Source organism: Mucilaginibacter gotjawali (assembly GCF_002355435.1).
Classification (GTDB): domain Bacteria; phylum Bacteroidota; class Bacteroidia; order Sphingobacteriales; family Sphingobacteriaceae; genus Mucilaginibacter; species Mucilaginibacter gotjawali.
This window is the reverse complement of record NZ_AP017313.1, coordinates 2,129,217-2,151,603: the sequence shown is the minus strand read 5'-3', so window position 1 is coordinate 2,151,603 and position 22,387 is coordinate 2,129,217. Positions and strand designations below refer to the sequence as shown.

Annotated in this window: 20 protein-coding genes; 9 read left to right on the top strand and 11 right to left on the bottom strand. The window is 41.0% G+C overall.

The features are described 5' to 3' along the window. Window positions 1-9 precede the first annotated feature (9 nt). Window positions 10-1,173, bottom strand: a complete 1,164-nt coding sequence (locus MgSA37_RS09830; RefSeq protein WP_096351572.1) for an ABC transporter substrate-binding protein — start codon at window positions 1,171-1,173, stop codon at window positions 10-12. 6 nt (window positions 1,174-1,179) lie between these two features. Continuing rightward, on the bottom strand, window positions 1,180-1,725 hold the full coding sequence (locus MgSA37_RS09825) for a phage tail protein (RefSeq protein ID WP_096351571.1): 546 nt from the start codon (window positions 1,723-1,725) through the stop codon (window positions 1,180-1,182). Window positions 1,726-2,029: 304 nt separating this feature from the next. On the opposite strand from MgSA37_RS09825, the gene MgSA37_RS09820 reads away from it, so the two are divergent. The 8 genes from MgSA37_RS09820 to MgSA37_RS09785 all read left to right on the top strand — a co-directional run bounded on the left by MgSA37_RS09820 (window position 2,030) and on the right by MgSA37_RS09785 (window position 10,002). Then, window positions 2,030-2,983 carry a metallophosphoesterase gene (locus tag MgSA37_RS09820; RefSeq protein WP_096351569.1) on the top strand — a complete coding sequence of 318 codons (954 nt, stop codon included), beginning with the start codon at window positions 2,030-2,032 and terminating at the stop codon, window positions 2,981-2,983. A 73-nt stretch (window positions 2,984-3,056) separates the two neighbouring features. Next, window positions 3,057-3,308: a DUF4342 domain-containing protein gene (locus MgSA37_RS09815; protein ID WP_096351568.1), complete on the top strand. Its 252-nt coding sequence runs from the start codon at window positions 3,057-3,059 to the stop codon at window positions 3,306-3,308. Between the two features lie 163 nt (window positions 3,309-3,471). Continuing rightward, entirely contained in the window at window positions 3,472-4,659 is a 1,188-nt protein-coding gene (locus tag MgSA37_RS09810; protein ID WP_096351566.1) for a PAS domain-containing sensor histidine kinase, read from the top strand. Then, window positions 4,656-5,711 (top strand): response regulator, encoded by a 1,056-nt coding sequence (locus MgSA37_RS09805; protein ID WP_096351565.1) that lies wholly within the window; start codon window positions 4,656-4,658, stop codon window positions 5,709-5,711. Before MgSA37_RS09810 ends, MgSA37_RS09805 begins: the two co-directional genes overlap by 4 nt. 82 nt (window positions 5,712-5,793) lie before the next feature. After that, window positions 5,794-6,837 (top strand): 2-hydroxyacid dehydrogenase, encoded by a 1,044-nt coding sequence (locus tag MgSA37_RS09800; protein WP_096351563.1) that lies wholly within the window; start codon window positions 5,794-5,796, stop codon window positions 6,835-6,837. Next, complete coding sequence (gene hemN, locus MgSA37_RS09795) at window positions 6,827-8,203, top strand: oxygen-independent coproporphyrinogen III oxidase (protein ID WP_096351562.1); 1,377 nt, start codon at window positions 6,827-6,829, stop codon at window positions 8,201-8,203. The genes MgSA37_RS09800 and hemN overlap by 11 nt, the downstream gene beginning before the upstream one ends. A 207-nt stretch (window positions 8,204-8,410) precedes the next feature. Further along, on the top strand, window positions 8,411-9,553 hold the full coding sequence (locus MgSA37_RS09790) for a sensor histidine kinase (RefSeq protein WP_232010832.1): 1,143 nt from the start codon (window positions 8,411-8,413) through the stop codon (window positions 9,551-9,553). A 14-nt stretch (window positions 9,554-9,567) separates the two neighbouring features. Then, window positions 9,568-10,002 (top strand): response regulator, encoded by a 435-nt coding sequence (locus tag MgSA37_RS09785; protein ID WP_096357379.1) that lies wholly within the window; start codon window positions 9,568-9,570, stop codon window positions 10,000-10,002. 457 nt (window positions 10,003-10,459) lie between these two features. Here MgSA37_RS09785 and MgSA37_RS09780 read toward each other — a convergent pair whose 3' ends face one another. The 8 genes from MgSA37_RS09780 to MgSA37_RS09740 form a co-directional block, all read right to left on the bottom strand. Continuing rightward, window positions 10,460-10,804 carry a hypothetical protein gene (locus MgSA37_RS09780; RefSeq protein WP_096351560.1) on the bottom strand — a complete coding sequence of 115 codons (345 nt, stop codon included), beginning with the start codon at window positions 10,802-10,804 and terminating at the stop codon, window positions 10,460-10,462. Window positions 10,805-10,990: 186 nt separating this feature from the next. Next, on the bottom strand, window positions 10,991-11,680 hold the full coding sequence (locus MgSA37_RS09775; protein WP_096351559.1) for a sulfite exporter TauE/SafE family protein: 690 nt from the start codon (window positions 11,678-11,680) through the stop codon (window positions 10,991-10,993). Then, window positions 11,677-12,102, bottom strand: coding sequence for a FixH family protein (locus MgSA37_RS09770; RefSeq protein ID WP_096351557.1), 426 nt, complete (start codon window positions 12,100-12,102; stop codon window positions 11,677-11,679). The genes MgSA37_RS09775 and MgSA37_RS09770 overlap by 4 nt, the downstream gene beginning before the upstream one ends. 8 nt (window positions 12,103-12,110) lie before the next feature. Further along, the gene (gene ccoG, locus MgSA37_RS09765; protein WP_096351556.1) at window positions 12,111-13,481 is read right to left on the bottom strand and encodes a cytochrome c oxidase accessory protein CcoG; all 1,371 of its coding nucleotides are present in this window, start codon (window positions 13,479-13,481) and stop codon (window positions 12,111-12,113) included. 29 nt (window positions 13,482-13,510) lie between these two features. Beyond that, the gene (locus MgSA37_RS09760) at window positions 13,511-14,404 is read right to left on the bottom strand and encodes a cbb3-type cytochrome c oxidase N-terminal domain-containing protein (protein ID WP_096351554.1); all 894 of its coding nucleotides are present in this window, start codon (window positions 14,402-14,404) and stop codon (window positions 13,511-13,513) included. Between the two features lie 203 nt (window positions 14,405-14,607). Then, window positions 14,608-16,737 (bottom strand): cytochrome-c oxidase, cbb3-type subunit I, encoded by a 2,130-nt coding sequence (gene ccoN / locus MgSA37_RS09750; RefSeq protein ID WP_096351551.1) that lies wholly within the window; start codon window positions 16,735-16,737, stop codon window positions 14,608-14,610. A gap of 70 nt (window positions 16,738-16,807) precedes the next feature. Beyond that, the gene (gene ccoS, locus MgSA37_RS09745; protein ID WP_096351550.1) at window positions 16,808-16,999 is read right to left on the bottom strand and encodes a cbb3-type cytochrome oxidase assembly protein CcoS; all 192 of its coding nucleotides are present in this window, start codon (window positions 16,997-16,999) and stop codon (window positions 16,808-16,810) included. After that, the gene (locus MgSA37_RS09740) at window positions 16,996-19,386 is read right to left on the bottom strand and encodes a heavy metal translocating P-type ATPase (RefSeq protein ID WP_096351548.1); all 2,391 of its coding nucleotides are present in this window, start codon (window positions 19,384-19,386) and stop codon (window positions 16,996-16,998) included. Before MgSA37_RS09740 ends, ccoS begins: the two co-directional genes overlap by 4 nt. 161 nt (window positions 19,387-19,547) lie before the next feature. Between MgSA37_RS09740 and MgSA37_RS09735 the strand changes: the two genes are divergently transcribed. Beyond that, on the top strand, window positions 19,548-21,326 hold the full coding sequence (locus tag MgSA37_RS09735) for a hypothetical protein (RefSeq protein ID WP_096351547.1): 1,779 nt from the start codon (window positions 19,548-19,550) through the stop codon (window positions 21,324-21,326). 144 nt (window positions 21,327-21,470) lie between these two features. Here MgSA37_RS09735 and MgSA37_RS09730 read toward each other — a convergent pair whose 3' ends face one another. Continuing rightward, on the bottom strand, window positions 21,471-22,331 hold the full coding sequence (locus tag MgSA37_RS09730; RefSeq protein ID WP_096351545.1) for a universal stress protein: 861 nt from the start codon (window positions 22,329-22,331) through the stop codon (window positions 21,471-21,473). Window positions 22,332-22,387 lie beyond the last annotated feature (56 nt).

Here is a 22,387-nt window from a genome sequence, read left to right as displayed (position 1 = left end):
AGCGTAGTTTTAGATACACAAGTATGGATTTTGCCAGCCGCTAACGCTGCCCTCATGAATTTCCTTAAAATCCACTGAGTCGAACTTTAACCCTTTTCCCTGGCTTATAACCGTTTTATAAACTTTTTTTGAAGATGTCTTAACACGTACTATATCAATCACCGGTAGTGAAAAGCCCGACAAAGGATAAAAATTTCTTTCGCCGCGCGGCCCGTTTACTGATTCTTTCTGAAGAAGTGAAATGGTGCTCTGCCAGTCCCGTTTCAAAAGATAAGGCTTAACCTCCCTAAGTGCGAGGCCTGCCTCATAGCCAAGTAAGCCATAGATATTTGCCATTTGCCCGCCGCTACCCTCGTACCTGCTCACAAACTCTTTGTTTCGGGCATTTTCGGCGTGCCTGCTCCATGATAAGGCAGCAAATAATTCAATATCCAATTCAGCTAAATCATCAAATAAGTCATCATACACCATATTCTCGACAACTGTTAAAGGGATACTGTCATAAAATTCCGACTTTTTCCATTGCACTAAAAACTCCCTTCCAAAATTTCCCGAAAAAAGGGCATGTATGTAAGTAGGCGGGTTTTTTTTAATATCGTGAAAAAATTTACCGAGATCCAGTTTTTTAATGTTCGCGGGGTCCCTCGGCAAAACATGCAATCCTAACTGGGTTGCACCACCTGCCCCTGCGCCTTTATGGAAAGCACTGCTTAAATGGTACCCGGCTTCATAAACCGGCATCACCATCATCCCTGCGCCACCAAACTCCTTTTGCGCCCATTGCCCCAAAGCAAATTGCGATTGCCAGATCTGTTGTGATGAATAAAATATCCGGGGGCTCAAATTTTCAAAATGCGGAATAAACTCCCCCATATCAAAAAAGAACGCCAGTTTATTATAGGTTTCAATAACGGGAATAATATCAGGAATGGATTTATAACTGATTAAACCGGAGATCATATCCACCTGGTCAAAAAAAACAAGCTTATTTACTGCGTCCAATGTACTTTTCGGGTCGCCCATTTGCGTATAGGCGGGTATGAACTGAAACTCCGCCTGGTTTGTAACAGCGGGGTATAAACCCAAGAGGATCCCGGCCATTAAATGATGTCCATAAAATGGGTACACGCCGGAATAGGGCGCTAAAAAACCGATTTTTATCGGACCATTCATATCAGCTTAGTTTCTGGATGGGAATACACCTTGTAAGGCTATAACATAGGTAATGGTTAAATACGGCGAAAGGATATTAAATGGCTGCCCACCGCCTGTTGCCCCAATTGTATTGGGAATGAGCGATGCATTATTGGCAACGGTAGTATATGTTTTTAAAGCAGACGCATTGGGGCCTGAACCTGTTGACGGACCTGCTGCCAGGTAGGTGGTGCTGCCGGGCGTAGCTGTTGTACCAGCTGCATTATTTACATTAACTGCGTGCGAATGCGAGGGCATTTGATTAACCAATAAGGTAGTTGTTTCAGTTCCGCCCATCTGTCCCACGGTATATGGCGAAAGGCCCGGACCCTGGCCCTGATGATTAGGTACGCGGCCACGCAGGTCAGGCAAGCCAAAAGTATTTTGGCCATTCCCCCCATAATAGGTGCCGATTAGCGAAAATAATGCTGTATTTTGACTAATTGATAAAATCTGTCCATCGCATGTAGCATAGCCCTTGGGAGCAAAATTGCCGGCGAACAAAAAAATCATTGCTAAATCTGGAGTCATAAGGCAGAAAGATTAGTTGAAAAATTACTTTATGAATTATACACCAATAATAAGATTTTTTTAGGATTTTTAGTTATAATTTAAAAAAATAAAACCATTCAAACAGAATGGATGAAAAACCAGGAATTAACGTGTTAACAATTTATTAAACAAGGAGCTACCTGCAAAACTAATTGTTAGCCTGTTGGCAATATAAATCAATATTAGCGGCTCAAATAATAAATAGCCTGCTTAGTTTTACTAACAAAAAAATTGTTTATTTACGTACTATTTATTTATATATTTATGCACTTAACAATCACTTATGAATAAGGAGCGTAGGTTATTTATTAACCAATTTTCAGTTCTCTCTGCCCTGGGCACATTGAGTAAGCCAACTATGACATTTGCCAGGGTAAGTAAAAAGATCAATTCCCTGCATTCTTCGCGTAACCAGGTAACTATTTATCACACCTGCGACCTGCATGGAAATCTAACGCCTTTCGATGGAAAGTTGGGTGGCCTTACCAACATTCAAAAGGTTTTAAACAACCAGGATACTAGTGGATTATTATTGGATGGTGGTGATTTTTTGGGCCATTCACAAAGCAGCGGCACCCGGTTAAAGGTAATTGATACAATGAATAAAATGGGTTATCATGCGGCTGCTATTGGTAATGAAGAACTCGAAATGGGGCAGGATCAACTCGCCTCGCTTGTACCTCTGATGAATTTCAGCCTCGTAAACTGTAACTACGGACTGGAGGGCAAACTGGGTAAATTAGTAAAACCTTACATTACCATCAGCACGGGTAAATTTAAAGTTGGCATTACCGGCGTCGGGCATCAACTAAAAGGGGTTGCTTATGCCGATGCCATTGAGTGTGCCAACAATACAGCAAAAATTCTGAAAGAAAAAGAAAAGTGCGACCTGGTTATTTGCCTTTCACACCTCGGGTACAACCAGCCCGGTGATCAGCCGGATGACCAAAAACTGGCGCAACATTCCTCTCAAATTGACATGATCATTAGCGGCCACAATCGTTTTCTGGTAAGAGGTACGATCATTAAAATGAACAAGTTAAAGCACGAGGTATTGATCAGCCCCGCAGCTTATAATGGGCTGATGGTAGGTAAAACGATTTTTAGCTTTGAAAACGGAAAACAGAAAAGCAATATCAAATCTAAAAGCCTTATTCCGGGTCAAACATCCGGACAAACCTTTATGCAATCTTACGCCAGTCTTGTTGTTAGTGAACAACCAGCAATGAGCGTATAAACGGGCTATACTTTTAACCGGCAGTTTTTTGTAACAATCGGGCCACTTTTAAGTCATAAAACAAACAACGGTTATGACAAAAGAATCATTTTCAATTCACGGGGAAAACCTGCTGAATAAAATAAAAGAGCTCATTGCTGAAGGCAACATCCGAAAAATAACCATCACCGATAAATCCGGAAAAGAACTGATGTCCTTCCCCCTTACTATTGGCGTAGTAGGCGTGTTAGTTGCCCCTGTGTTAGCTGCAATTGGCGCACTGGCCGCCCTGGTAGGCGAGTGTACCATTACCGTTGAAAGGGAAGAACAACAAAATAAAAGCTAAAACAATACACGCAAAATCCATTTCAAACACCAATCAAACTCATTTAAAAAGGTGATAAATATCACTTTTTTAGGCCCTTTGCTGATATACCTTCGGCTATAATATTTTTACACTTTAAATTAACCTTTTTATCTTAAGATAAGTTTGTGTTAATTTGAACAATATGGAGAATGCGGCCTTGCTGAATGCTATAATACAAAACGCTATTGACGGCATAATAACCATAAGTGACCGGGGAATCATTGAACTGATCAATCCTTCGGCCTGTAAATTATTTGATTATACGCCCGAGGAGGTTATTGGGAAAAATATATCTGTATTGATGCCGCCCCCCGACAGAACCAACCACGATAATTATATCAGCAGGTACCAGCAAACACGTGTGCCGCATATTATTGGAATCGGGCGCGAAGTTACAGGGTTACGAAAAGACGGAACCAAATTCCCGTTCAGGCTGGGTGTTAGCGAGGTGCAGTATTCCGGGCGGAAAATATTTACCGGGTTTATTCATGACCTTAGCAGACAAAAGGAAGCGGAAGAACAGCTAAAGGATTATGCCTCCCACCTGGAAGAACTTGTGGAAGAACGTACGCTATCTTTAAAGAATACGGTTACTGAATTGCACCGGGCAAAAGAAGAGGTGAGCGTATCATTAGAAAAAGAAAAAGAATTAAGCCAGTTAAAAAGCAGGTTTGTTTCGATGGCTTCGCATGAATTCAGAACACCCTTAAGTGCTGTACAACTATCAGCATCACTTATTGATAAATATGCCGAGCCTTTTGAAAACGACCATATTACCAAACACGTAGGAAAGATTAAAAATGCTGTTGGTAACCTAACCACTATTTTGAATGATTTTTTATCGCTCGAAAAGCTGGAAGCAGGAAAGGTGGAACCGACATTTATCAGATTCGACCTTGTTAAACTGGCGGAAGATATTACGGAAGAGATGCAAATGGTTGCCAAACAAAACCAGAATATTATTTACCAACATACCGGTATCAATAATATTGTCACCCTCGACCCTAATTTATTAAAAAACTGTATATTTAACCTCATTGGCAACGCCATAAAATATTCGGGTGAAAATACTTTTATCGAATTTAATACCGAAATAAACGACCAATACTGTACCATAATAATTAAAGATGACGGCATAGGCATACCTGAAAATGACCAGAAACATTTGTTCGAGGCTTTTTTCAGAGCACACAACACCGGCAACATTCCGGGTACCGGTTTAGGGCTTAATATTGTGGCCCGCTATACCAACCTGATGTATGGTCATATTGATTTTAAGAGCAGTGTTAACCATGGGACTATATTTACCCTATCATTTCCAATGTCATGAAGAAAAAAGTACTTGTAATTGAAGACAATACCGATATCAGAGAAAATGTTGTTGAAATTTTACAACTGGCAGATTTTACCGTTTTTGAAGCCGATAATGGCAAAATAGGCGTTGAACTTGCGCTAAAGCATTTGCCGGATATTATCTTATGCGACATTATGATGCCCGAACTTGACGGTTACGGCGTTTTATATCTGTTGAGTAAAAACACAGAAGCCGCTGCTATCCCTTTTATATTTTTAACAGCAAAAGCTGAAAAAGTTGACCTGAGAAAAGGGATGGAAATGGGCGCAGATGATTACCTGACAAAGCCTTTTGATGATATTGAATTGCTTAATGCCATCGAAAGCAGGTTGAAGAAAAAAGAAATACAGCAAACCTTTTACAGTAAATCACTTGATCGTTTGGATAGCCTGATCTCCAAGAACGATGGGCTTTCTGAACTGAAAAAAATAATTAGCGAACGCAAAACCAGGCAATTTAAAAAGAACCAGGTGATTTATTACGAAGGCGACCGCGGCAACGGCCTTTACCTGATGCTTGCGGGGCGTGTAAAAACAGTTAAACTTGCCGAAGACGGGCGCGAATTAATGACCGGCATATTTACTGCAGATAATTATTTAGGCATACAGGCCCTGCTTGCCAATGAGCCGTATAGCGATACTGCAACTGCACTGGAAGACACATCCGTATGTCTCATCCCGAAAGACAGCCTCGAGAAATTGTTAAATTTATACCCCGATGTTGCCAAGGAGTTTATCAAACTGTTATCAAACGATATCCGCGAAAAAGAAGAACAGCTATTGCAACTTGCTTATAACTCTGTACGGAAAAGACTGGCAGATTCAATACTACGTTTACACAAACAGCCCGGCCATGATGACGAGGATGGCTTTAAAATTACACGTGAAGATCTGGCCGCTATGGCAGGCATGGCCACCGAAACGGTTAGCCGTACGCTATCTGACTTTAAGGATGAGGGGCTGATTGAAAAAAAGGGAAGCACCATCCGTTTACTTGACCTGCCCCGTTTAACAAAAATGAAAAACTGACCAATGTCACTTTTTTCCCTGATATTGCTCACACAATAAAAATTGCCCTTTAAATAGCTTTGTAATATAAAACAATAGCTGAATGAAGGCCGTAGCTTATAGTATAAAACCTTTTGAAAAAGAATTCCTGGCCAAAGCCAATCAAAAAAAACATGATATAACCCTAATATCTAACAGTTTAAGCCTTGAAACAGCAATTTATGCTGAAGGAAAGGATGCGGTAATTGTTTTCACCAATGATGATGTTTCAGCCCCTGTTATTGAACGTCTTGCCGGATTTGGTATAAAATACATCACTACCCGGTCTTCCAGCGTCGATCAGATTAATGTTGCGGCCGCCGATAAATTCGGCATAAAACTCGCAAATGTTCCATATTACTCGCCGCAGGCCGTTGCTGAACTTACAATGGCCCTTGCATTCGCATTAAACAGGCATATCGTTAAAGCCGAAGAACAGAGCAAGCATTTTGATTTCAGAAACGATGAATTAATCGGTTTCAATTTTTATGGCAAAACTGTTGGCCTGGTTGGGCTGGGTAAAAGCGGGCTTGCAGTGGCCAATATTTTTAATGGTATGGGTTGCGTTGTCATCGGGTACGACCCTGCTTTTCCAGAAAACACCAACAATATCAGGGAAGTTGACCTGGATACTTTATTTGCCTCGGCAGATATCATCTCGCTCCATTTGCCTCTAACCCCGGGCACGAAGCACATTATCAATAAAGCAGCCCTTGAAAAAATGAAGCACGGTGTAATGCTGATCAACACGTCGAGAGGTGAACTTATTAATACCAAAGATGTTGTGGTAGCGCTGGATAACGGTAAAATTGGTTATTTAGGTATCGATGTATATGAATATGAAAAAGGCCTGTTTTTTGAAGACCACAAAAATGACATTGACAAAGATCCCATTCTTTCACGGTTAATGGATCATCCCAACGTGCTGGTAACCCCGCACCAGGCTTATCTTACCAGGGAAGCCCTGCAGGAAATTGCCAACCAAACCATAAAAAATCTTGATCAATGGCAAAACAACACTTGCGTTGGCAATGCCTGTACAGGTATCAAAAAATGCCAGGATCATGAAGTAAACCAGACTCAGTTAAAGAAAGCCCATGTTAACTAAACAACTGCATACCGATAAGGCAGAAAAGTATAACGTAGCCGCCCCCCGTTATACCAGCTATCCAACTGTTCCGTATTGGGATAATGAGATATTTTCGGCAGAACAATGGAAAAATTCTGTCAAGCGCTCATTTAATGAAAGCAACACAGAAGATGGTATAAGCATCTATATACATTTGCCGTTTTGCGAAAGCTTATGTACCTATTGCGGCTGTAATACCCGCATTACAAAAAACCATAAAGTTGAAGAGCCCTATATACATGCTGTTTTAAAAGAATGGAAGCAGTATTTAAAGATCTTCGGCGCAAAACCGGTTATACGCGAAATTCATTTAGGTGGAGGCACGCCAACTTTTTTCAGCGCAGAAAATTTACAGCTGCTGATAAATGGTGTGTTAAAGGATGCCGAAATTCATCAGGACGCTGAGTTTAGTTTTGAGGCTCACCCCGGAAATACGACCGAATTACATTTAACAACACTTTATGATCTTGGATTCAGGAGATTAAGCCTGGGCATACAGGACTTTGACCCGAAAGTTCAATTTATCATCAACAGGATCCAAAGCTTTGAACAGGTTGAACAGGCAACCAATACCGCCCGCGCAATTGGCTACACTTCTGTTAATTTCGATCTTATATACGGTTTGCCCTTGCAAACAGAGGGCGGGCTTGCAGAAACAATAAGGCTGGTGGGCCAATTAATGCCCGACAGGATAGCCTTTTATAGTTATGCACATGTGCCATGGTTAAAGCCCGGCCAGCGTCATTATACCGAAAATGATCTGCCGGATGCAGCAGCAAAACAAAAGCTGTACGAAACCGGCAGGAGCCTGCTGAAAAGTTATGGATACTATGAAATTGGAATGGATCATTTTGCTTTACCCGCAGACAGTTTATACCAGGCATCAGTTACCGGCAAATTGCATCGCAATTTTATGGGCTATACCCACCAGTACACCAAACTTATGATTGGGCTTGGCGTATCGTCTATCAGCGATTCGTGGTATGCTTTTGCACAAAACGTAAAAAAGGTAGAAGACTATATCGAATTGGTAAACCAGGACAAGCTACCGGTTTTTAAAGGGCATATTTTGACAAAGGAGGACCTGGTAATCCGCAGACATATTTTGGATATAATGTGTAAAGGCGAAACCACGTGGAATTACCATAATGAACCTTTTGAATCCATATTCGCCGGCATCGGCCGGCTGCAAACACTTGCGCATGACGGCCTTATTGAACTAAATTCGTGGAGCCTTAAAGTAACCCCGGAAGGCAAACGTTACCTGCGGAATATTTGTATGGCGCTGGATGCCAGACTGTGGAAAAATCAACCTACTTCGCAGCTCTTCAGCATGGCAGGTTAACACGTTTTTTAAAACTGCTCGGTAAAGATTTAAACCCTCCATTTTAAGGTTATTTTACATATAATCAACAAAAATGAGGATAGTGGAATATTATTTTCAAATAATTATCATTTTTTGATAACCACGATGATATTGATAAATATTTCTATTAAATAAATAAGTAGTGTAGATTTAACATTGCAACGCTTATTATAAATCGGAAAAAATATGCAGCAAAACAAAATTGTGATTGGCTCAGTTCCAACCAACAGCAAAAAGATGCAGGTTAAAACAAACCAATTGCGTCTGTTAAAAATGATGGAGGAAATTGAAGGCTATGCAATTTTGCTTTTGGACAGCCAGGGAAATATTGAGACATGGAATAAAGGAGCCGAAAACATCAAAGGATATAATGCCGATGAAATTATCGGAGAACACTTTAGCATTTTTTACACCAAAGAAGATCAGGACGCAGATTTACCTGGCAGGTTATTAAGTGAAGCGGCGCAAAAGGGCAGCGTATATAATGAAAGCTGGAGAGTAAGGAAAGACAAGACATTTTTTTGGGGATCGATAACAATCAATGCGCTATTTGACGAAAGTGACAATGTGATTGGGTATGCAAAAATTACCCGCGATTTAACGGAAAGAAAGATTGCGGAAGAAGCGGCAATAAAGCACGCGCACGAACTCGAAATGAAAAACCAGGAACTTGAGCAATTCGTGTACATCGCCTCGCACGATTTACAGGAGCCTTTGTTAACAATAACCAATTTCCTGGAATTAGCACAGGAAGAATGGCGCGAAAAGATCGACAAAGAAACAAAGCTATACTTTGAATTTATTACCCAGGCAGCTGTGCGGATGAAAAACCTGATAAAAGGTCTGCTGGATTATTCGCGGATCGGCATTGAAAAAAAAATGTCACTTATAGATTGCAACCAATTGATAGATGAGGTGCGCCATGACATTGACGCAAGTATGCAAAAATCCGGCGCCCAAATTATTTATCATAATTTACCTTCCGTAAATGGTTATCCAAACGAGCTTAAACAGTTATTTCAAAACCTGTTGTCCAATGCAATAAAGTTTAGAAAATCAGATGCGTCTCCTATTATAAACATTCATGCCGCTCTGGAGGGCAGATTTTGGAAGTTCTCTATAACGGATAATGGTATAGGCTTTGACCTTAAATTTAAAAATAAAATATTTTTGATATTTCAACGCTTAAATAACCGGGACATTTTTGAGGGAAATGGTATCGGATTGGCCTACTGCAAAAAAATTGTGCAAACCCATGGGGGTGAAATTTTTGCTGATTCCGAACCCGGTAAAGGCAGCACTTTTTATTTTACCATCCCTTCGGAGTGAAAAAACAAAGCTTTATGAAAAAATTTAAAGATCTTGAGTGTATACTATTAGTTGATGACGATGCCCCGACCAATTTTATTCATACTAAAATGATACAAAAATCGGGTGTTGATGTAGCGATTAAAGCAGTAACGAGCGCCCAGGAGGCCCTTGATTATATTACCCATACCGGCGCGTACGAGCATACACCCGACAAAATGATGCAGCCGGGCATCATTTTTTTAGACATTAACATGCCGGGGCTAAGTGGCTGGGATTTTATTGAAGAATATCGGAAACTCGATAGCCGATTTAAAATCCATGTGATTATTATAATGCTCACCACTTCACTTAATCCCGCAGATGAAGCACATGCAAAGTCGATCGCCGAAATTGCCTGTTTTTTACATAAACCGCTTAAACCTGAAACAGTAGTTGAATTGTCCCAAAGGTTTTTTGAGGAACTATAGCTATCCGTATTTACAGTAATCAGGTTTTGGTATGCATCGCTATCAACATGTGATACCATAAAAAAAGCTGTTACCCTGCCAGGCAACAGCTAAAAATTAACTAAACAATTAATGTTAAAAAAACCGATTAAAAATTAACAGCATCGCTATATGCTGCCTTTTACCTAAATCAATTATTACAATTCAAATATAACATACCGTTGCTGCCAAAAACATGACCTTAAACAGGCAAAACATGATTTGAAGCACTTTTTCATAAACGAAAAAAGTCAATTGAAACCACTTTCAATTGACTTAATACATTTATTTGATAATCAATATAGTTACAAATGTTTTACCAACTATTTTTGACCACATTATCTTTAGAAAAACGGCTGGTATAAATAAAGCTGTTGCGTTACTGGCAACAGCTTCAAATCAACATTAAAAATTAACCTTATTAGAACTAAAAAAACAATCAAATTAAAAAGATGACGAGCACAAAGGCATCAATTACACAAAAGGCTACTATCGAAGTAAGGGCACGTGCGGGCCTATCCAAACAAGCTATAATATTGGTAAAAAATGCCAGGCAGCTAACGGCAACAATGCTAAAATGAGCGTGATAGTACGTTACCAATAATGCCAGCAATGGAATAAAAAGCACACATTGAACAACAATCCGGATATATACCCAGGCAGTTTTGCTTATTGAACTTTCATTAACTGAAAAAATCAAATCCTCTAAAATACCGGAATTCCAGGAACCTGGCGCTGCCTTATGTTGCCAAAAAACCGGCTTTTGCATCTTAATTGCTCTCATCTTCTGATTTATTTTACTAACGTAAAGTTGGGCTATTTTACAACGTTAACACATGACGCACCTCAGGTTAAAATATGATCATTGTCACATTGTTAAATCATTACAGGCTTTTACATCCATTTCAAAAGCTGTAACGCGGAGAGCAGAAACGGCTTTTATCTTTTTCAAAATCGAACGGTAGCTGTTTTACCGGCAAACGCCGGTGGCAGGGTTGAATACCGCCGGGCTCAGGTAAGGAATATTGAGCTGAAGGCCGCGCAGTAAAAACCAAAAGCCAAGAAATATCATAAAATATGGTATTGTTTTGTTGATGCGCCGGCGTATTGCAGGCCCCATAAACCCGGTACTTACCGTGGCAATGAGCATCAATGGAAACGTACCCATACCAAACCAAAACATAAACTGCGCCGACGTTAACGGCGAACCTGCGTTAATTGCTCCCGCAAGGGCAAGGTACACAAACCCGCATGGCAAAAATCCGTTAAGCAAACCTACAACCAGGTTGCCCGCACGATGCCGCAACGCGTAATTTAACAAACGATTAAAAGGGGCTAACATTTTCGCCATAAATTCACCATCGGATAGCCTTAACTTAAATATTCTTGAAAAGCCAGCCATCAGGATAAAAATGCCACTCAGCAGGCTTATGCCCTGCTGCAGGCCCGAAAGCCATAGCTGCCGCCCGATAAAGCCTATGAGGAAACCTAAAAAAGTGTAAGTAATTACACGGCCTAAATTATAAACCAACTTGTCGGCAACTACAAGCCACCATCGGGTTTGAAAAGAAGGCACGGCAAGGGCAAGCGGCCCGCACATGCCAACGCAATGTGCACTGCCAAATAAACCTATAAAAAATGCAATTTCGCTGCTGTTCATTTCAGGTTTATACCCTGCTGGTATAAATATTTTTTATGATTGCTCTCCCAATTAAAAACCAATAACCAGTGGCCCCTGCTAACTTTTTCAAGCGGGATAATAAATTCGTTTTGCGCATTCACTTTCACATTATAAACCCTGTCCATCGTATAGTCGGAAGGGCGGCCCAATGTCACCTTTCCGCTGGTAACTTGTTGTGCAAAAGTTATTTTTAAGTTATCAGCATCCGTTTTTATCAAAGGGACCGCATGATCTTTATACACCTGTTTTTCCTGGTTATAATCTTTATCAAAAGTGAGTCCTTTTTCATAATACTGATGGTCGTAATCATCAACAGGCGCTGTAAACATAAAATACACCATCGTAACAATAAACAGCATAAAAGCCACCATTGTCAATACAATTCCTTTTCCCCAGTTCATCGTTTTAATTAATTTATTGGTCCCACAAATTCGGTTTCAACCGTTTTTACTACTCTATTTCCAACAACCAGTTGTAAATGCACATCTGTTTTAGCTTCATGTATTTTTGAAGCTGGTATCATTACAAAAAATATAGCCTTAACTGACCCCTCTTTGCCCATTATACCCGGCGCCTGTATATATTTAATTTTTATTGATGGATCATCAGCCTGAAGTGTAAATTTCTTCTGCTGATTTGTTTTGTTTATAAATTCCGCGTTATAAATATTACTGATGTATCCCCCGGGTTGTTCCTGGTACAGCATTCCAGCGCTGCGCATCACTGTTACATCAAGGTCACTGCGCGTAAATATGAAATAGCACAGCACCGATAGCAAAACAACAATCACCCCGGTATAGGCCTTCATCCTGATTGTAAACGACGGCTTCTCTTTCATGTGGATCATGTTTTCTGAAAAATAGCCTATCAGCTTTTTCGGTTTGTGGATTTTATCCATCACCTCGTCGCATACATCAATACATGCAGTGCAGTTAATGCATTCAAGTTGTGTCCCTTTCCTGATATCTATCCCGGTAGGGCAAACATCAACACACAGGCCGCAGTCAATGCAATCACCCTTCTGGCCGGGTATATCGTGTTTCTTATCAATCTTACCACGGGGTTCGCCCCTTACATCATCATAAGCAACTACCAGTGTATGCTCATCTATCATAACGCCCTGCAGCCTGCCATAGGGGCAAAACAGGGTACAAACCTGTTCACGTATCCTGCTATATACAGTGTAAAAAACTATTGTAAAAACCCAAATACTTATAAAACCAACTACATGTGTTGCTATGGGTTCAGTAATAATTTTTATTAAACTTTCGCTACCTATAATGTAGGCCAGGAAGGTATTGGCAATCAAAAAAGAAATGATAATAAAAGCAGCCGTCTTACTTGTTTTTCTTATAATTTTCTCTCTTGTCCATGGGCCGGCATCAAGTTTTTTTCTTTTCCTTGCGTCACCTTCAATCCATTCTTCCACTTTGCGAAATACCATTTCCATAAAAATGGTTTGAGGGCAGATCCAGCCGCAAAACACGCGGCCAAACGCAATGGTGAACAATACAATACAAATAATAAATATCAGCGTTGCAATCACGAAAAGAAAAATATCCTGGGGCCAAAAAACCTGTCCCAACAATACAAACTGCCGATCGATAAAATTAAGCAGCAGCAGGGGCTGCCCGTTAATCCGTATAAATGGCCCCGAGAACAGGAAGATAAGATAAAAATAACTTATCCAGCTGCGCCATTTGTAAAATGGCCCTTTACGTATCAACGGATATATCCACTGCCGCTTACCACTTTTCGCACCCTCTAATAGTCCATCCATCCTGGTATAATATATTTTTAGTTGAGATTTTATCCTTTTGGTGCCGGTGCTGTTACACTTTCTGTTTCTTTAGTTCCCTGAGGTTCCTTTGCTCCCGGAGGGTTGGTCCCGTGCAACGATTTGATATAATTAGCAACGTCAGATATTTGTTTTGGCGATAATTGCTTTTCCCATGTAGGCATTCCCTTTGCAAGTACGCCGTATTTTATCGTTTTAAAAATATCATTGATCTTTCCGCCGTGCAACCAGTAATCATCGGTTAGGTTTGGCCCAACCACGCCTTGTCCCTGTGCCCCATGACACGGAGAGCAGGTTGTCATGAAAACCGTCTTCCCGGAAGCAAGAACAGTTGGATCTGTCACCAGTTTAACTGTGTTTTCATCAACCTGGCTGGCCTGGTGGCTTAAGTAAACTTTTTTAGCAGCGTCAGCCTGTGCCATTTCAGTTTTATACTCAGCATATTGAAGCTGCCCTGTGCCAAATACGTGGTAATTAAGCAGGTAACCTACCGCGAAAAGTATAGTACCATAAAACAAATACATAAACCAGGCGGGTGTTGGGTTATCCAACTCCCTTATACCGTCATATTCGTCTTCAAGCAGCAAATTGCTTTCTTCGGACATTGGCTTTAATGAGAGCAGTTTAAGCCAGAGTTTACTTTCTTTTTGTTTGCCTGGTTTTAATTCAGCCTCTATCTGCTCATCCGATTGGCCTTCATATTTCATGATGATTTTGGTAAGTACTTTGAAAGTACGGAGCAAAACCAGCATTACTACAATGAAAAGCAGCAGCGCAACCACTACAATGCCATATCCTATAAAATTCTCCGTTTCCGGAGTCAGTAAACTATGGTCGTCCTGGGCAAATGCCGGCACGCCGAATGTTGTTAAAGTCAACAATAAAAATATACGGAAATATTTCATGACTGTAATGGTTTAAATGTGTTTGATGTATTGTCTTCTTCCAGTGGTAAATCGCTCATATAGTTTACATGAGCTTTTTTAAGCCTGAACATAAGGATAGTAACAACAATGAAAAACACGAAGAATATCCCTAATGAGGAGATCAGATAGATCTGACCTCCTGAAAATTTATCTAAATACTGGCTAAACATGATTTGAAAATATTAATTATTGTTAGCTGATTTGTCTGCTTTAATATCGGTACCAAGGCGTTGCAAATAGGCGATAATGGCTATCACTTCTTTGTCGCTGCTCACCTTAACGTGGTTTTTAGCAAGGTCAGCCGCTATGCCTTTGGCTTGTATGTCCAGGTCGCGGTTGGCTATTTTATCGTAGCCTGCCGGATAAGGAACGCCCAAAGTTCGCATCGCATTGATTTTTTTAGCTGTTAGTGAAGTATCCAGCGTTTGGGTAATAAACCAATCGTAATTCGGCATGATACTTCCGGGAGACATTAATCGGGGGTCCATCAGGTGATTATAATGCCATGCGTTAGGGTATTTACCACCTTCGCGGGCAAGATCCGGACCGATACGTTTTGACCCCCACAGGAATGGATGGTCGTATACAAACTCACCAGCTTTGCTGTATTCGCCATAACGTTCAGTTTCTGACCTGAATGGCCTGATGGTTTGCGAGTGGCAAGCCAGACAACCCTCCCTTATATACAAATCTCTTCCCTGCAGTTCCAACGGTGTGTAAGGTTTTACACTGGCTATAGTAGGGATGTTTGATTTGATAGTTAAGGTTGGCATCAGTTCAACAAATGAGCCTACCAAAATTACCAATAACGCAATTATCATAAATTGAATTGGCTTGCGTTCCAATGCGCGGTGCCATGAATGCTCGTTTACGTGCTGTGGCAATGGTTCAAGCGGCATAGCTTGTGCAGCTTCATTGGCAACCAGGCTTCCCTGTGCCATTGTTTTAAACAGGTTATAGGCCATTAAAATAACACCACCTAAATATAGCGTACCGCCAATTGAGCGCATTACGTACATTGGTAAAATCCGCAAAGTAGTTTCCAGGAAATTTGGATATTTTAATAAACCTTCAGGTGTGAACTCCTTAAGCATTAATGACTGGGTGAAACCTGCCCAATAAATAGGGATCACATAAAATAAGATACCGAGTGTTCCGATCCAGAAGTGGATGGAAGCCAATTTTTTGGAAAACAGCTCGGTTTTGTAGATTCGCGGTATTAACCAATACAAAATAGCAAAGGTAAGGAAACCGTTCCAGCCCATAGCGCCAACGTGTACGTGGGCAATGATCCAGTCGGTAAAGTGTGCGAAACCGTTCACTTGTTTCAACGAAAGCATAGGACCTTCGAAAGTGGCCATACCATAGGCGGTTAAGCCCACAACCATAAATTTCAAAGTAACATCATCCCTCACTTTATCCCATGCACCGCGCAATGTTAGCAAACCATTGATCATGCCACCCCAGCTTGGAGCGATCAGCATAATTGAAAAGGCTACGCCCAATGATTGTGCCCAACCGGGTAAAGTGGTATATAACAAATGGTGAGGGCCGGCCCAGATATAAATGAAGATAAGCGCCCAAAAATGGAGGATACTTAATTTATATGAATACACCGGGCGGTTTGCCATTTTAGGCAAAAAGTAATACATCATACCCAGGTAAGGTGTTGTTAGGAAGAAGGCAACCGCGTTATGTCCGTACCACCACTGAACAAGTGCGTCCTGAACGCCTGCATATATCATGTAACTTTTTGTTAATGACACCGGCAATTCAATAGAGTTAACAATGTGCAATACTGCGATGGTAACAAAGGTGGCAATGTAAAACCAGATAGCTACATACAAATGGCGCTCGCGCCTTTTGATAATAGTGCCAAACATATTAATACCAAAAACCACCCAAATGACGGTAATCAGGATATCAATAGGCCATTCCAGTTCAGCATATTCATGCGAGGTGGTAAATCCAAGCGGAAGGGTAATAGCAGCTGAAACAATAATGAGCTGCCAGCCCCAAAAATGGATATTGCTGAGTACATCACTAAACATACGCGCTTTTAACAAGCGTTGTAATGAATAGTATACACCCATAAAGATAGCATTACCCACAAATGCAAAAATAACCGCATTGGTGTGTAATGGCCTGATCCGGCCGAAGGTAGTGTATTGGGTGTCAAGGTTTGCGGCCGGATGATATAGCTGTATAGCTATAAACAGCCCCACTGTCATCCCAACAATACCCCAAATAATGGTGGCAATACCAAAATTCCGGACTATTTTGTTGTCATAGTAAAATTTTTCGGGTTGCATAAAGTAATTAATTAGTTGTTTTTAATGGCGTAAAATTAGTTTTGTGCCTGTGGTGACAGAATGATGACAATTACTCAAAAAGGTGACCTTCGTCACTTTTTGTTTTATTCCCGTTGGTTTTTTCATCATCATCCAATAATATTCTTACCGATGGCGTGTACAGGTCATCATTCTGTCCGCTTTTTTGCGCCCAGAAAAACGCTCCCAAAAAAACAAGGGCAAGCAAAATACTGCACCCGATGAGGAAAAATATTATTGTCATATCAATTTTCGCCTTTTGGCAGCCAGGCGTGTGGCTATACTGGTGAATGAAATAATGGTGGCTGTGCTTAATGGCATTAAAATAGCCGCAACCAGCGGCGATAAATTTCCTGTTACCGCGTAGCTTAAACCTATTACATTATAGGTTAATGATATCAGGAAGGATAAATAGATAATATGTACTGTGTCTTTTGAGAATTTAAGAAAAACCGGCAGCTTTATCAGTGAGCGCCCGTCTAAAATGGCATCGCTGCCGGGCGAAAAGTTATTTACATTATCGGTAAGGGCAACACCCAGGTCACTTTGTTTTAACGCGCCGGCATCATTCAGCCCATCCCCTATCATCATTACCGTAGCTCCTGACTGCTGCAGGGAATTTATAAAATCGAGTTTTTCCTGTGGCGATTGATTAAAATGCATAGCTCCCTGGTTTTTGAAAAACCTGAGCAATTCGTACTTTTCATGATCCTTGTCACCCGATAGTAAAAAAAGTTTGTACTGCGGCGCCAGTTCACTGATATTATCGAGCCCCTGGCGGTATTGATGGATAAATGCAAAATATCCCAGGTAAACATTGTCAAGCAAAATATGCACCCTTGTTAGTTGCGTTTCATCTTCATTTTGGCCAAGCACCAATTTGGCATTGCCAATCCTCAGGTAATGCCCGTCAACTACCGCCAGGATCCCCTGCCCCGGAATTTCGGCATATTCTTCTGTTTTTAAACGCTCATGCCCGCTTAGGTGAGTGTAGATCATACGGCTAAGCGGATGGCTGGAATTGATACAAGCGCTATAGATCAGCTGTTTCTCCCGCCCGGTTAAAGCGCCTTCAAATTTTATTGTTTTGCTGTCGCCTGTTGTAATCGTACCCGTTTTGTCTAAAACAATGGCATTTATCCTGGCCAGGTGTTCTACAATCGCTGTATTTTTCAGGTAGAAAAAGTTCTTGTCAAAAACGCTCAGCGCTGCTGACATGGTGAACGGGGTGCTTAAAGCCAAAGCACACGGGCAAGCTACAATAAGCACTGCTGTAAAAGCTGCAAGCCCTTTTTTATAATCAACCGGCAACCAATATAATAATGTGCCGAAGGCGATAACCAGTAGTACCACGGTAAAGTATTTGCTCACTTTCTGGCTAAAGGTTTGCATATCTTTTCCGCGGCTGCGTGCAAAAGCTTCATTATTCCACAATTGCGTTAAGTAGCTTTGCGAAACAGGTTTTATTACTTCCATCTCTACAGCTTGCCCCGTTTGCCTGCCGCCTGCATAAATGATTTCGCCCAGTATTTTACTTACAGGATTTGCCTCGCCCGTTACAAAACTAAAATCAATTAAAGCTTCCCCTTTCAGTAAAATGGCGTCTGCCGGAATGATCTCATTATGCCGGATGACGATGCGATGCCCGGTTTGTAGCTGTGACAGCGGAAGCTGTATTTCCGCGTCATTTTCAATTACTGATACGGCTACGGGAAAAAATGACCGGTAATCACGCTCGAATGAAATGTGATGATATGTTTTTCGCTGAACAAATTTACCGATCAGCAAAAAGAACACCAGCCCGCACAGAGTGTCGCCAAAACCGGCGCCCGTACGGGTGTATACTTCAGTTACTGTGCGGATAAACAGCACAGCAATCCCTAACGCCAGCGGAAAATCAATGTTTAATACTTTATTGCGGAGGTTGTTCCAGGCCGAAACAAAGTATTCGGTTCCGCTATAAAAAACCACCGGCAAACAAAACAAAACATTTAACCATCCAAAAAAATGTTTAAACGTTTGCTCTACGCCCGAAAGGCCAAAGTATTCAGGAAAGCTTAGCAGCATAACGTTGCCAAAACAAAAACCTGCTACGGCAATTTTTTGAACCAGGTTATCTTTACTGCTCTTTTCCTGCTTCTTAATAACGTCCTGCAGGCTGATCACCGGTTCGTATCCAATATTAAATAACAATTCAACTACCTGCCTTAAACTTATTCCGGCATTACTGAACCTTATTGTTACCTGCTTTTTTAAAAAATCAATCCTGCTGTAATGAATTGAAGGGTTTATCCTGTTAAGCTGTTCAAGCAGCCAGATGCAGGAACTGCAATGAATAGCAGGAATATAAAAACTTACAATAGTTATCTTATCATCCGAATAGTCAACCAGGTCGCTGATAATGGTCAGATTATCAAGGTATTCAAAACGTGCATCAACAATTGCCCTGTTTGCCCCGGGGTGTTGGTTATAGTTGTAATAATTACAAAGATTATTTGCATTTAATACTTCATAAACGCTTTTACATCCCTGGCAACAAAACGGTTTCGCATCAACAAGATGGAGTTCTTCAATACATTCATTACCGCAATGATAGCACAAGGTTTGCCCCTCTATGGCGCTTTCTTTCATAGTTTAATTTTATTATTCCAAAGATGCCACCTCGAAACGGGGTAAATAATGATCTAAAATTTATAAAAAAGTGACCTTCGTCAGTTTTTGGATTTATAACAACCCGTAGCTTTGGGGGAAAACATAACTATTACTGTTTTGCACTCTATTATTAATTATTCATGATCCATAAATTTCATATACCCGTATTAGGATTAGGTTATTCAGTTGATACTCCACTAAAAGTTGCCCGTTACGGAATATCATCAGTTGTATCGGTTGTTGATGACGAACTCATTGAGCGCATGCGCGAATACCATGCGAAAAAGAACAACGAACCCTACGAGGCCATAACCAAAGCTGAGCCCGGTTTCAGGGAAAAGCGTATTACTTCCTATCTCAATTTGCTCGAAAAGCTGGTGAATCAGCAATTTGAGCAATTGAAAAATGAGCCATTTGAGCCTGGCAGTGATATATGCCGGTATTTTGAGCTGCTGCCTGAGGCTTCGCCGCTAAAACAGGGATACGACCTGATGCAGGAATATACTGACGAAGAAACCCGCCGGGTTTTCCAAAACAGGCTGCGAAATGAGCTAAAAAAAGGCGAGATCGATGTAAATATCATGTCGAAAGTTGATAAAACGAATTATACTGCAAACCACGAATCAACCGGGGAGGAAAATACAGACGCATTAACCGCCCTGCGCGGATTTGCGCACAGTAGCTTACGCTCATCTGTCATCTTATCTGCCGGCATGAACCCGCGGCTTTACAGCTATATTGAGTCTTTTGCTGATTTCCTGCCGGATGAAAGCGGCTCAACCCGCAAAAAAGTTATTTTAAAAGTAAGCGACTTTCGTTCCGGGCTCATTCAGGCTAAGTTTTTGGCAAAAAAAGGGCTGTGGATTTCTGAATTCAGGATAGAATCAGGACTTAATTGCGGTGGCCATGCATTTGCATCTGATGGCTATTTGCTGGGCCCGGTTTTGGAAGAGTTTAAAAATAAAAGAGAAGCGCTGCACCTTGAATTATTTGAAATGTATAAGGCGGCGTTACTAACCAAAGGAATTACTATTACCCATATCCCCCAACAGCGCATTAGTGTACAGGGTGGAATTGGCACTGCGGATGAGAATAACTTTTTACTCACCTATTATCAATTGGATGTTACTGGTTGGGGCAGCCCTTTTTTGCTGGTTCCGGAAGCTACAAATGTTGATGAAGACACTTTAAAAATTCTCGAAAATGCCGGCGAGGACGCTTTTTATGTAAGCAACTCCTCTCCGTTAGGCATATTGTTTAATAATTTCAAAGGTACCACCAGTGAAAAACAACGACTGGAACGTATAAGTAAAGGCAGACCGGGGAGCCCGTGTACGAAGAAATACCTGGTTACCAATACGGAATTTACCACCGAACCTATCTGTACCGCCTCAAGAGAGTATCAGAACTTAAAAATAAAACAATTAAAAACACTTGACCTGAGCCCTGAACAATATGAAGAGCAGGTGGAAGCAGTAACGGAAAAGATTTGCCTTTGCGAAGGCCTTTGCTCATCTTCCTATTTAAAATACGGCATCAGTAAACCAAAGGAAAACAAAGCGGTAACGATCTGCCCGGGTCCAAACCTGGCCTATTTTTCAAGATCATACTCCCTGGATGAAATGGTGAAGCATATCTATGGGTCAATTGATCTGTTACAAAATGTAAAACGCCCACATGTATTTATCAATGAACTTAACCTGTATATTGATCATTTTCAAAAAGAGATTTCGGCCCAGGTTAAAAATTTTACTGATAAAAAACAAAAATACCTGCTCAAATTTAAAACCGAACTGGAAACGGGGATCGACTACTATAAACAGCTTTTCCCTCAAATAACATCCCAGGCGCAAAGCCTGGCCACCATTTTGGAGGACCTGTACTCGGCAGAAAAAAAACTGAGCGGCATTTCTCTCTAGCGCCAATCACCTGAATATTATAACCAAAAAGAAGCTGCCCCGTAAATGGGGCAGCTTTATTTATATGTAGATTAAACCGGGTGCAAATTTATTGATTCAAATCCCCGTAACATCCCATTAGGAACACTTCCTTTTTTAGGATCATTATTTCCGTTCCGGAATCACCAGCAAGGGTATGGTTGAATGCCCTGCCATTTTTTGGGTATGGCTGCCGGTAAATATCTTTTCCAAAATATTATGCCCTCTGTGTACCATGGCGAGCATATCCACATGTCCATGTTCACACAACCACTCGAGCCCGCGTTCGGGATTATCGTTTTTTACTACCCTGTAATAAATATTCGGATAATCGGCTTTGTTGGATAATTCAACCAGGAAATGATCGAGCCACTGTTTAAATTCAGGGCTATGCTCCTTTTCATCCAGGATATGCGTAATCAGCAATTCGGCATTTAACGGCCTGATCAGTTCAATTAATTTATAAATTGTTTCCAGGTCTTTTTCATGATGCAGAAAGTCGGTTGCGAAAGCAATCTTTTTTACTGATTTTATCTGCGCGGTTTCCGGAACAAGCAACAACGGGCAAATGGTCTCGTCAATCATCCTCCTGGTATGGTTGCCTACCAAAAATTGGCTTAAACCGTTGTTTCCATGGGTAGCCATAACCACCAGTTGAATGCTTTGATGTTCTACAATATCATTTATAACAGCTGTTACAGCACCAACGTCATTTTCACATTGAATGGATGGCCTGAAATCAGTATCATTATTTTGTTTTTCAAGAGCAGCCCTAAGTACCTTTAACTCTTCCTCACTGTCTTTTAGCATCTCTTCGTATTCCATCATCGGCCAGGTAACCAGCCCGGCTTCAGGCACTTCCGCAGGTACAATAAAAGCATTACACAAAACAAGGTTGGCTCTCAATTGAACCGCCAGCTTATTTGCATATTCAGCAGCATGCCTGGCCCTGGCTGAGAAATCAGTCGCTATAAGTAAAGTTTTCATTGTCGTTTTTTTATTTAACTGTATAATATTTCCTATGTAAAATTCACTAAAACAAA